Annotated in this window: 12 protein-coding genes; 10 read left to right on the plus strand and 2 right to left on the minus strand. The window is 67.9% G+C overall.

Going from position 1 to position 11,876, the window contains the following annotated elements:
- The 5 genes from GRX66_RS04410 to GRX66_RS04430 all read left to right on the plus strand — a co-directional run.
- On the plus strand, positions 1-2,274 hold a 2,274-nt coding region (locus tag GRX66_RS04410), incomplete at its 5' end, for a phosphoenolpyruvate carboxylase (protein WP_159525445.1).
- Between the two features lie 96 nt (positions 2,275-2,370).
- On the plus strand, positions 2,371-3,372 hold the full coding sequence (locus GRX66_RS04415; protein ID WP_159525446.1) for an ABC transporter ATP-binding protein: 1,002 nt from the start codon (positions 2,371-2,373) through the stop codon (positions 3,370-3,372).
- Positions 3,369-4,139: an ABC transporter permease gene (locus tag GRX66_RS04420; protein ID WP_159525447.1), complete on the plus strand. Its 771-nt coding sequence runs from the start codon at positions 3,369-3,371 to the stop codon at positions 4,137-4,139. The genes GRX66_RS04415 and GRX66_RS04420 overlap by 4 nt, the downstream gene beginning before the upstream one ends.
- Positions 4,140-4,230: 91 nt before the next feature.
- Positions 4,231-4,707, plus strand: coding sequence for a carotenoid biosynthesis protein (locus GRX66_RS04425; RefSeq protein ID WP_159525448.1), 477 nt, complete (start codon positions 4,231-4,233; stop codon positions 4,705-4,707).
- Positions 4,708-4,745: 38 nt separating this feature from the next.
- Positions 4,746-5,189, plus strand: a complete 444-nt coding sequence (locus tag GRX66_RS04430) for an NUDIX hydrolase (protein ID WP_159525449.1) — start codon at positions 4,746-4,748, stop codon at positions 5,187-5,189.
- A gap of 62 nt (positions 5,190-5,251) precedes the next feature.
- Here the strand turns inward: GRX66_RS04430 and rtcA are convergent, their stop codons facing one another.
- A complete protein-coding gene (gene rtcA / locus GRX66_RS04435; protein WP_159525450.1) occupies positions 5,252-6,268 on the minus strand; it encodes an RNA 3'-terminal phosphate cyclase in 1,017 nt (338 codons plus the stop codon).
- Positions 6,269-6,355: 87 nt separating this feature from the next.
- On the opposite strand from rtcA, the gene GRX66_RS04440 reads away from it, so the two are divergent.
- Positions 6,356-6,907, plus strand: coding sequence for a DUF1684 domain-containing protein (locus GRX66_RS04440; protein WP_159525451.1), 552 nt, complete (start codon positions 6,356-6,358; stop codon positions 6,905-6,907).
- A gap of 191 nt (positions 6,908-7,098) precedes the next feature.
- On the opposite strand, the gene GRX66_RS04445 is transcribed toward GRX66_RS04440, so the two are convergent.
- Positions 7,099-8,076 (minus strand): transcription initiation factor IIB, encoded by a 978-nt coding sequence (locus GRX66_RS04445; RefSeq protein WP_159525452.1) that lies wholly within the window; start codon positions 8,074-8,076, stop codon positions 7,099-7,101.
- Between the two features lie 343 nt (positions 8,077-8,419).
- Between GRX66_RS04445 and GRX66_RS04450 the strand changes: the two genes are divergently transcribed.
- From GRX66_RS04450 to GRX66_RS04465, 4 genes are read left to right on the plus strand one after another with little or no spacing between them, the layout of a single operon-like run.
- Positions 8,420-9,004: a response regulator gene (locus GRX66_RS04450; RefSeq protein WP_159525453.1), complete on the plus strand. Its 585-nt coding sequence runs from the start codon at positions 8,420-8,422 to the stop codon at positions 9,002-9,004.
- A gap of 4 nt (positions 9,005-9,008) precedes the next feature.
- Complete coding sequence (locus tag GRX66_RS04455; RefSeq protein WP_159525454.1) at positions 9,009-9,509, plus strand: hypothetical protein; 501 nt, start codon at positions 9,009-9,011, stop codon at positions 9,507-9,509.
- A 5-nt stretch (positions 9,510-9,514) separates the two neighbouring features.
- Positions 9,515-11,260, plus strand: a complete 1,746-nt coding sequence (locus GRX66_RS04460; RefSeq protein WP_159525455.1) for a PAS domain S-box protein — start codon at positions 9,515-9,517, stop codon at positions 11,258-11,260.
- 45 nt (positions 11,261-11,305) lie between these two features.
- Positions 11,306-11,869 (plus strand): response regulator, encoded by a 564-nt coding sequence (locus GRX66_RS04465; protein ID WP_159525456.1) that lies wholly within the window; start codon positions 11,306-11,308, stop codon positions 11,867-11,869.
- Positions 11,870-11,876 lie beyond the last annotated feature (7 nt).

Below are 11,876 nucleotides of genomic sequence, written 5' to 3' on the forward strand. Positions count from 1 at the left end.
TTCACCGCCCACCCCACGGAAGCCCGCCGGAAGACCGTCAAAGCGCACCTGAACCGCGTCCGCGACCTGCTCGCCGGCCTGGACCAGCGTCGCCTCACCCCGCGCGAACGCCAACGGAAGTGGCGGCGCGTCGAGGCCAGCATCGACGCGCTGTGGAACACCCGCCGGGTCCGCGACCGACAGCCGACGCCGTTCGACGAAGCGCGCGACGTCCAGTGGTACCTCGCGAACGCGGTCTACGACGTCGTCCCCGACGTCTACGGGGAACTCGACGACGCCCTCGCCGAGCACTACGACGACCCGCCGGCGGTCCCGAGCGTGCTCTCGTTCCGGTCGTGGGCGGGGTCGGACCGCGACGGCAACCCCTTCGTCACCGTCGACACCACCGAACAGGTGCTCGAGCGCCAGCGCCGCCTCGTCACCGACCGGTACGTCGACGACCTCGAGGGCCTGCTCGGCGCCCTCACGACGGACGCCACGCGCACCGACACCGCGGCAATCGACGCGTTTCTCGCCGCGGCCGCCGAGCACTCCCCGCGAATCGTGGCGGCCGCAGCCGACCGCTACCCGTCGGAGCCGTTCCGTCAGGCGGTCACCGTCGTCCAGGAGCGCGTCGACCGCGTGACCGACGTTCGGCCCGGCGGCTACGACCACGCCGACGACCTGCTCGCGGACGTTCGCGCGCTCCAGGACGCCGTCGAGGACGCGGGCCTCGACCGGGTGGCCGCCGAGTACGTCGCCCCGCTGGCCCGCCGCGTCGAGACGTTCGGCCTCCACCTCGCCGCACTCGACCTCCGCGACCACCGCGAGAAACACACGCACGCGGTCGGTGAGGCCCTCGCCAGGGAGGACGTCGACTACGACGGCATGGACGAGGCCGACCGTGTCGCCTTCCTCACGGACGCCATCCTGCAATCCGAGTCGGTCGTCGACCTGACCGACGGTGCGGGCCTCGACGACGAGACGACGCGCGTACTCGGGCGGTTCGACGCGCTCGCCGACTGGCACCGCGAGTACGGTCCGGCGGCCATCGACGCGTACTGCATCAGCATGACCGAACAGCCGAGCCACGTCTTGGAGGTCGTCTTCCTCGCCGACCAGGCCGGCGTCGTCTCCCTCCCGGACCACGCCGGCATCGACGTCGTCCCGCTGTTGGAGACGCGGTCGGCGCTCTCGAACGCCCGCGACATCCTCGGAACGCTGTTCGAGAACGAGGCCTACGGCGCGCTCGTCGACGCCCGCGGGGGCACCCAGGAAGTGATGCTCGGCTACTCGGACTCCAACAAGGAGAACGGCTTCCTCGCGGCGAACTGGCAACTCGACCGCGCGCAGCGCCGCCTCGCAGCCATCTGCGACGACCACGGCGTCGACGTCCGGTTCTTCCACGGGCGCGGCGGCTCCATCTCCCGGGGCGGTGGCCCGATGAACGAAGCCCTGCTCGCGCTCCCCAAATCGACTGTGACCGGGGACGTGAAGTTCACGCAGCAGGGCGAGTCCATCGCGGAGACGTACGGCAACCCCCGGATCGCGCAGCGGGAACTCGAACAGATGGTGAACGCCCAGATTCGCGCGAGACACGCCACCGTGACCGAACCCGACCAGGACGTCCCCGCGGAGTGGGTGGACGCGATGGAAACGATGGCCGGCGCAGCCCACGAGGCGTACCGCGACCTGCTCGACACCGACGGTTTCGTCTCGTACTTCGAGACCGTCACTCCCATCGACGTCGTCGGCGACCTCAACCTCGGTTCTCGGCCCGCGTCCCGGTCCGGCGACCGCGCCGTCGAGGACCTGCGAGCCATCCCGTGGGTGTTCTCGTGGACGCAGACCCGCTGCATCCTCCCGGGGTGGTACGGCCTCGGCACCGGCCTAACGGCCGTCGACGACGACGAGCTGCTCCGGACGATGTACGACAAGTGGCCCTTCTTCAGCACGACCATCGACAACGCGGCGCTCGCGCTCGCGCGGAGCGAACCGGAGATCGCCGCCGAGTACGCCGACCTCGCGCCCGACGACCTCCGCGAGCGCTTCTACCCGCGCATCGAGGGCGAGTACGAGCGCGCCGTCGACGCCGTCCTCGGCGTCACGGGCCGCGACGACCTCGTCGACCGCGGGTGGCTCCGCGAGAGCCTGGACCGCCGCAACCCCTACGTCGACCCCCTGAACTTCCTGCAGGTCGAGCTGCTCGGCCGCAACCATCGCAGCGACGCCGCCGAACGCGCGCTCCGCCTCACCGTGATGGGCGTCGCCGCGGGCATGCAGAACACGGGGTAGGCGACCCTTACGTTCCCCGACCTCGAGCGCAGTCAACACACCGAGTACGGCCGCATTCAGCACCCTTAACCGAGTCACGTGCCTCCGAACAGTCAAATGCCGCCAGCCATCCGCACCGACGACCTCGTCAAGGAGTACGGGGACGTCCGGGCGCTCGACGGCCTCTCGCTGTCCGTCCCCCAGGGCTCGTTCTTCGGACTGCTCGGGCCCAACGGCGCGGGGAAGACGACGTTCATCAACACGCTCGTCGGCCTCGTCCGGAAGACCAGTGGAACAGCCGAAGTCTTCGGCCACGACGTCGAGGCCGACTACCGGGACGCCCGGGACGCCATCGGCCTCGCGCCACAGGAGTTCAACGTCGACCGCTTCTTCCCCATCCGGGAAGTCCTCATGCACAAGGCCGGCTACCACGGCGTCGGCGAGGATGAAGCCGCCGACCGTGCCGCCGAAGCGCTGGAGACGGTCGGCCTCGGCGGGAAGGCCGAGACGCGCTTCGACTGGCTCTCCGGCGGGATGAAGCGGCGGTTCATGCTCGCGCGAGCGATGGTCACCGACCCCGACCTCCTCATCCTCGACGAACCCACCGCCGGCGTCGACGTGGAACTGCGCCACGACCTCTGGGACGTCATCCGCGACCTCAACGACGACGGCACCACCATCCTGCTCACCACCCACTACATCGAAGAGGCCGAACGCCTCTGCGACCAGGTCGCCATCATCGACTCCGGCCGGAAAGTCACCGTCGCGACGCCCGACGACCTCACCGAACGCGGCACCGACCTCGTCACGCTCACGCTCGACGCGGCCCCCACGGGAACGCCGGCCATCTCCGCAGACGGCATCGACAGCGTCGCCGTCGACGGCTCGACGGTGACGCTCCGAGCGAACAGCGGGAGCGAAGCCGTTCCGATCGCAGTCAGGCAACTCGAGGCCGCCGGCCACCGCGTCCACGACGTGGACGTCTCCCGGACCAGTCTCGAGGACGTGTTCGTCGACATCACCCGCACGGGCGGCGACGCGACGGACGGCAGCGGCGGCTCCGTGGACCCTGACACCGGGGATGACGGCGATGCCGAGTCCCCGGAGGTGACCCTTTGAGCGTCGTCTCGCGGGGGCTGCAGTCCCTGACGCGGCGGGAGATTCTGCGGTTCGTGCGGCGGCCGTACAACACGTTCCTCCCGCCGTTCATCACGAACATCCTCTACTTCAGCGTCTTCGGCGTCATTCTCGGGGACCGCATCAGCGACATCGGCGGCGTCCCCTACATCCAGTTCATCCTCCCGGGCCTCGTCGTGCTCGGCGCGGTGTCGAACGCCTTCGAGAACGCCTCCTTTTCCATCTTCCACGGGCGGTGGAACGAGTACATCCACGAGGCGCTGACGAGTCCGCTGGCGTACTGGGAGATGGTGGTCGCGTACGTCGTCTCCTCGGCGCTCCGCGGAATCCTCATCGGTATCCTCATCGCGGGCATCGGCGCGGCGTTCACGCCAGTCCGAACGCTCGCGAACCCGTTCTACGCCGTGGCCTTCCTCGGCGTCATCACCACGCTGTTCGCCGCGTTCGGCGTCATCGGCGGCCTCGTCGCGGAGGACTTCGACCACCTCACCGTCCTCAATCAGTTCATCCTCCGGCCGCTCGTGTTCTTCGGCGGCGTGTTCTACTCGCTGGACGCGCTGTCGGGCGTCGCGCGCACCGCGAGCTACCTCAATCCGATGGTGTACATGGTCAACGGCGTCCGCTACGGCGTCATCGGCGTCTCCGACATCCAGCCCGACACGTCGCTGGTCGTGCTGTCCGGACTCACAGTTGCCGTGCTCGTCGTCGACGTCTGGCTGTTCAAACGCGGCTACGGGCTCACGGACTGACCACGACCGGATACGGGGAGTGCACGACGCTGCGTTTGCGGACTGACTCCGGGCGGCGGGATTTTTGCCACGGGAGGCAGTCGCCACTGGTATGTCGTCTGTCAGCGACCGCACCTTCGTCGCGACCACGGCGGGCCTCGGGATCCTCGCACTCCTCCACGCAGTACTGACGTGGCCGCCAGCGGCCGCCGCCGCATTCTTTGCGGGTGGGGCGGCCATCGCGTTCGTCGGTGAAGCAGTCGTGATCAACCTCGGATTGCTGGAGCACCACGCCGGACGGAAGCTGCTCGGCGTCCCGCTGTACGTCCTGTTCGGCTGGGTCGGGGCGGTGTACGTGCCGTTCCGCATCGCGCTGCTCGTCACCGACGGGTGGCTCGCAGTCGCGCTCGGCGCGGTCCTCGCGACGGCGTACGACGTGCTCGTCGACAACCGGGGCGTCGAGGACGGCCGCTGGACGTACACCGACGACCTTCCCGGACCGCGCCACGGGGCGGTCCCGTGGTGGAACTACGCCGGGTGGCTCCTGATCAGTTCCGCAACCGCCGGGCTCGCGACGGTGTTCCTGTAATCGAAACGACTACAGTCGAGCTCCGCGACGCACCGACGATGCCGTCCCCTGTCAGCGAGGGCGAGGACGTTCGCGTCGGCGTGCTCGCGCTCGTCGAACGCGGAAATCGCGTCCTTTTCGAACGCCGCACCGCCGACGAAGAAGCCACGCAGTACTGGGGGTTGCTCGCGGGCGGGAAGCGCGCCGACGAGTCCACCGTCGCGGCTGCGAAACGCGAGGTGCGCGAAGAGACCGGCCTGGCGTTCCACCCCGAGCGCATCGTCGGCCTCTTCGACCACGAGAGCCACTACGGATCCGGGACGACGTGGACCGTCGTCGCGCTCGCCGGCCCCGCAGACGGCGACCCTGACCCCGACCACGAACCCGGGAAACGCGACCGACTCTCGTGGTTCTCGCTCGACGACCCGCCGACCCCGCTGCACCCGACGACCGAACTGTTCCTCGACGCTCGCGACGCGGACGCGCTCCACCCGGAGCTGTAGCTCGCTGCGGGAACTACCGAGAAAACGCCGTTTTTCAGGCCGCCAGCAGTCGGTCGCCCGTTTCAGGCCGACAACAGCACGGTGTCCCCGTCCGATTCGACGGAGACGTCGTAGCCGAACTCCTCGAGGATGGTGATGTTCGTCTCGAGGTGCGTCGTCACTTCGGACGCGCGGATTTCGCCGCCCGCAATCGCGACGAACGGGAGGAGCTGGTCGGCCAGCTCTTCGTCGACGGCGGCGTCGCCGTCCTCGAACGCCTCGAACGCCTCGACGGCGTTCTCGCCGACTGTCTCGGGGTCCACGCCCATCTCGCCGAGTTCCGCGAACCCGGCGCGGCTGTGCTCGTACTCCGCCGCGAGCACGAACGCCGACCCACTGCAGTCGGCTTCCGCGTACTCCACTTCGACGTCGGCGTCCTCAGGTGCCGGTTCAGCCTGCCGTTCGGCGACCTCGTCCTCGGCCATGGACTCCTCGGCGACGGAGTACGCGGTCAGCGACTCGCGGTCGCCGCGCTCCGTGAGGTCGATCGACTCCAGAGTCGACGGCTCGATTGTCAGCTCTGCCTTCCCGCCGCCGCGCGGATAGAACCCGCGTCGCGACAGCGTCACGTCCGCGTCCAGGCCGTGTTCCTGCACGACGGGGAGTTTCACGTGGCGGAAGTAGTCGAACGGCGGCGCCCACTTCGCGTCGGTGCCGCCCTCCAGGCGTGCCGTGAACGGCTCCTCCAGCGCGACGGCGACCGGCAGCAGGGCGTCGAAGACCAGCGGCACGCTACCGGCGGTCCCGACTTCCACGGAGACGCTGCCGCCGACGACGAGGTCCTCCGCTGTCTCGTCCTCGCCGATGTCCTCACCGGGCTCGAACGTGAACGACTCCGAGCCGACTTCCACGCCACCCGTCTCGGCGTTGCAGACCGCGGCGACTGTCTCGATGGCCGCACAGTGCTGGGCCTGGAGCCCCGGGTTCGCGCGAGCGCGCCGGACGTGGCGCATCCGGAACGGTTCGCCTGTAACTGCGGACAGCGCGAGGGCTGTGCGGACCAGCTGGCCGCCGCCCTCACCCCCGTCGAGAATGTTCATACTGGTACGAGTAGGGCATAGGGGAAAAGGGATTCGTAACCTCTCGGAGCCGCCACAGTTACTACGTTCGCCGTTCCAGTGTCGGGTATGGCCGGCGAGGACTTCGACGAACGCGCGTGGCGGGACCGACTCACCGACCACCGCGAACAGAAAGACGAGTTCCTCGCTGAGCACCCGCAGTCCCCGATTCCGCCGGAGTCCCGCGACGAGTTCGACGGCCTCGCCTACTACGACCCGGACCCGGAGTACCGCGTGGTCTCACGGTTCAGCCGCGCGCAGTCCCCGGAGACGGTGGACCTGGAGACGACGCGCGGGCCGCCCGCCGAGTACGACCGCGTCGCGGTCTTCGGCTTCGAACTGGACGACGACCACCACACGCTCGAAGCGTACCGCATCCAGGGGGAGGACACCCTGTTCGTGCCGTTCGCCGACCCGACGAACGGCGACGAGACGTACCACCGCGGCCGCTACCTCGACGTCGACGCCCAGGACGCGGAGTCCGGTGACGACGTCGTCCTCGACTTCAACCTCGCGTACAATCCCTTCTGCGCGTACTCTGACACGTTCTCGTGTGCGCTCCCGCCCGACGAGAACCACCTCGACGTACCCGTTCGGGCCGGCGAGCGGGCTCGCGAGTAGTACGCACGGGAACCCGGCACCCCCACCGCGTTCGTGAGCGAGGAACTCCAGAATGTCGGCTACGAACTGAGACTCATCAGCCAGTGTGCCGTCGGCTGGGAACCCCGGCTAAAGCGGTGTGTGCCGTCTGCTGGGAACTGTGAAACGAGAGCTACAGTGCTGCAGACCGCGAGCGCGTCAGTGGACCGAGATCAGGCCGCGACTTCGGTCGCTTCCAGGAGTTCCTGGTAGCGGTTCCGGATGGTGACTTCGCTGACGTCCGTGACGTCGCTGACCTCGCTCTGGGTCACCTTGTGGTTGGTGAGCAGACTGGCCGCGTAGATCGCGGCGGCGGCGAGGCCGACCGGCGACTTCCCGCTGGTGACGCCGTCCTCCTTGGCGTTGTCCAGGAGTTCGCGGGCGCGGCGCTCGACCTCGTCCGGGAGGTCGAGTTCCGAAGCGAACCGGGGGACGTAGCTGGCGGGGTCCGCGGGCGCGACTTCCAGGCCGAGTTCGCGGACGATGTAGCGGTACGTCCGCTTGAACTCCATCGCGTCGATGCGGCTGACGTTCGCTACCTCGTCGATGGACCGCGGCGTCTGCATCTGGCGTGCGGAGGCGTACAGCGCGCTCGTCGCGACGCCCTCGATGCTGCGGCCGGGCAGGAGGTCCTCGCTGAGCGCGCGGCGGTAGATGACCGACGCGGTCTCGCGGACTTCCTTCGGGAGGCCGAGCGCGGAGGCCATCCGCTCGATCTCGCCGAGCGCCTGCTTGAGGTTGCGCTCCTTGCTGTTCCGCGTGCGGAAGCGCTCGTTCCACTTGCGGAGGCGCTGCATCTTCTGGCGCTGGTTCGAGGACAGCGAGTTCCCGTAGGCGTCCTTGTCCTGCCAGCCGATGTTCGTCGACAGCCCCTTGTCGTGCATCATGTTCGTGGTCGGGGCGCCGACGCGGGATTTCTGGTCTTTCTCGGCGGAGTCGAACGCACGCCACTCCGGCCCGCGGTCGATCCCGTCCTCCTCGATCACGAGGCCGCAGTCGGCGCAGACAGTTTCGCCGTGTTCCTCGTCGTTGACGACGCGCCCGCTGCACTCGGGGCAGGTCAGGCTCTCGTCGTTGTTCGTCTCTACCTCGGATTCCGACTCGGTCTCGCGTCGATCGCTGGAATACGTTCGAAGTTTGGTGTCACTCATGTTGGGTGTGGGTGCCGTCCGAGAGCGCTACACGGGGCTCCGGGGATGGCTCGTTGTAATCAATTGTAACAGCGATAAGTACTTAAGACTTTCGCGGTTGTGCGCATCTTTGACACACTCTTATCTGCCTGTAGAAGCTGATACGGGCGAAAATAGCCGACTTTTGGGGTGCCCTAATAATTTGGTAGTGATAACCGGAGGACAGCGAAAGGAATATAATGGTTTTGGTGGCCTGTAATGGCGAGTGCCGCCCCCACCAGAACCGAAATTTCAGGGGATAGGGCCGCTGGAGAAACCTTTAACTTCACAGGTTATCGTTGTTCATCGGACGACAACTCTCGCCATGACCGACGAAGGGGAACGCGTGCTCGTCGTGGACGACGACGAGGCGCTCACGGACGTGTACGCTGCGTGGCTGTCCGATCGGTACGACGTCGAGACGGCCACTAACGGCGAAGCCGCATTGGAAAACCTCGGCGAGGACGTCGACGTCGTCCTGCTGGACCGCCGAATGCCCGGACTGTCCGGCGAGGAGGTACTCGACCGCATCCGTCGCGCCGAGTACGACTGCCGCGTGGCGATGGTGACGGGCGTCCGTCCGAACACTGACGTCGTCGAACTGGGCTTCGACGAATACCTCATCAAGCCCGTCGACCAGAACGAACTCCAGGAGGTCGTGGACAAACTCCTCGACAGGCTGGCGTACGACGACCACCTCCAGGAACTGTACGCGCTGACTTCGAAGCGTGCGCTCCTCGAGGCCGAGGCCGAAGACGGCAACGTGGAACTCGGCGAGGCCTACGAGGACCTCGTCGACCGCATCCAGGAACTGCGCGAGCGCATCGACTCGACCATGAACGACTTCGGGCACGACGACTTCCGGGTCGCGTTCCGTAACCTCCCGGGGAAGAACACGGGAAGCGACTGATCCGATGCCGCCCACAGACTCACTCGTCGTCGCCGTCACGCGTGCCGTCGAGCGAGCCGAAACCGTGTCGGACGTCCGGGACGGCGCCTGTGAGGCAGCCGTCGACGCCGGCTACGCGTTCGCCTGCTTCAGCGGCCGCGACGACGTGTTCGTCACCGCTTCTGCAGCAGACGTCGACCCGCCGGACGCGTCGGACGCCGTACCGACGTACCGGGCCGCTACGAGCACGAGTCCGGGGAACGAGTCAGGTGCGGGCGCGCGCCGTCTGCGCCACGACCAGGGAACAGCGGCGAGGACCGGGGCGACGACGAAGCACGCTCCACGCCTGGGGCAAGCGACCCTGGGGCGCACCGACCGGCTGACGCCGCTCGCGACCAGCCGAAGGATGCCGACAGCGACCAACCGACGGATGCGGACCGTGACCCGGCGACGGATGCGGACTGCGACCAGTCGACGGACGGCGGCACCCCGACGACCGTCGAATCGTCGCCGTCACCACAGGTGACGTGTATGGCACGCGACGACGGTTACACCGTGACCGTTCCGGTCGTCGAGGGGGACGACAAGTACGGCACGCTCGCACTGGGCGCCGACGAACGGCCAGAGACCAGCGACGACAGTGACGTGCTCGCGACAGTCGGCTCTGTCGTCGGGCAGGCGCTCGCGCACCGGGAAGCGGCGGCGGACCGCGACAGCCTCAGTGAGACGCTGCGGACGGAACGCCGCCAGTTCGAGAAGCTCCACAGCGTCGCCGCGGCGATGGTCAGTTGCGAGGAGGAGACCAGCATCTACCACCTCGCCATCGACGCCGCCGAGAACATCCTTGAGTTCGACATCTGCGGCATCGACGTCGTCCAGGACGGCTACTTCGTCCCGAAAGCCACCTCCACAGGGATGGAGCCCGACGATTCGGTGCGCATCCCCACCGACGAGGGCATTGCCGGGGAGAGCTACCAGGAGAACCGGACCGTCATCGTCGACGACGTCAACGACCACCCGAAGGCGGACCCCGCGAACCCGGAGTACAGCTCCGTGCTGAGCGTCCCGATCGAGGGCGTCGGCCTCTTCCAGGCCGGCGCGACGGAGCAGGGGGCGTTCTCCGCGACCGACGCGGAACTCGCGGAACTCCTGATGGCGCACGTGTCCGCGACGCTCCAGCGCCTGCGCTCGGACGAGGCGCTCCGGGAGAGCGAGCAGAAGTACCGGACGCTCATCGAGCAGAGCCACGACGCCGTCGTGATTCTCCGGGACTCCGGCTTCGAGTTCGTGAACCAGCGAGCGACCAGTCTCTTCGACAGGGACCGCGAGACGCTCCTGGACGCCGACGCGTGCTCGCTGCTCCACCCCGACGACCGGACGGATATCGAAGCCATCGCCGAGAACCTGACGGCGGAAGCGGGCCGCCAGCAGACCTTCGAGGGGCGGATTCGTCGCCCGAACGGGGACGTCCGGTTCTGTGAGTTCTCCGCCACCAGCATCCGGTACGACGACGGGCTGGCGGTGCTCGGGTCGATCCGCGACATCACGGAACGCAAGGAACGCGAGCGCGACCTCGAGCGCCAGAACGAGCGCCTCGAGGAGTTCGCCAGCGTGGTCAGCCACGACCTCCGCAGCCCCATCAACGTCGCGCGCGGCAGCGTGGACCTCGCAGCGACGACTGCCGACCTGAGCCACCTGGAGAGGGCAGCCGACGCCCTCGACCGGATGGAGGCACTCGTCGAGGACATCCTCCAGCTGGCGCGCAAGGGCCGGCTCGTCGACGACACGGAGCGCGTGACACTCGACGAGGTCGCCCGCGACGCGTGGCTGTCCGTCGACGCGCCCGACGCCACGCTCTCAGTGGAGACGGACGCGGACGTCGACGCCGACGAAACGCGGCTGCGGGAGTTGTTCGAGAACCTGTTCCGGAACGCAGTCGAGCACGGTGCTCCGAGTCCTGACTCGGAAACGCACGACGACATCGCCGAACACGGCGGACGCGACATCGAGATCAGGGTCGAGTCGCTGGACGACGGCTTCGCTGTCGAGGACGACGGGAGCGGGCTGCCAGCGGGCAGTCACGAGGAGGTCTTCGACCGCGGGTTCACGTCAGCCGAGGACGGCACCGGGTTCGGTCTCGCCATCGTGGAGAGCATCGTCGACGCGCACGGCTGGTCTGTCACGGCAGTCCCGCCGCCGACCGACACCGAGGACGACGGGGAGCGCGGATCGGGGCGCGGCGCGCGCTTCGAGATAACCGGCTGTTCCCCTGGTTAGGGTAACACTTACGGCGTATCGGGTCCCGTGTCAGTATACCTAGTGATGAGCCCTGGGCGTGATTTGCGGACTGTTCTCGCCGTCGACGACCTCCACGACTACCTGGAGCTCTACGAGTACCAGCTCGGCGAGGACTACGACGTGCGAACCGCCGGGGACGGCGACACCGCTCTCGAGATAGTCAGTGCCGACGTCGACGTGGTGTTACTGGACCGCGACATGCCCGGCACGAACGGAGACGACGTCCTCGCGGGCATCCGGGATGCGGGATACGACTGTCGAGTCGCGATGGTGACCGCGGACGAACCCGACGAGGACGTCTTCGACCTCGGATACGACGCCGCCCTCACGAAACCGTTCTCGGAATCCGAGCTCACCGCGGTCGTCGAACGCCTGCTCAGAATCGCGGACTACGTCGACGCTATCGGGGACTTCCACGAGGCCTGCGAGCGCCGCGCGAAACGGCGCACGGGGCACCCCGGGGGCAACGAGAACGCAGGCATCGACGACCGCATCACGGAGCACCGCGAGCGTGCCGACGAGATTGCCGCCGAGTTCGACGACGAGGAGTATCGCGTCGTGTTCCGTGACCTCGGGGACACACCCTGAGGCAGGC

Origin of the sequence: Halobacterium bonnevillei, assembly GCF_009831555.1 — an archaeon.
Lineage (GTDB): Archaea > Halobacteriota > Halobacteria > Halobacteriales > Halobacteriaceae > Halobacterium > Halobacterium bonnevillei.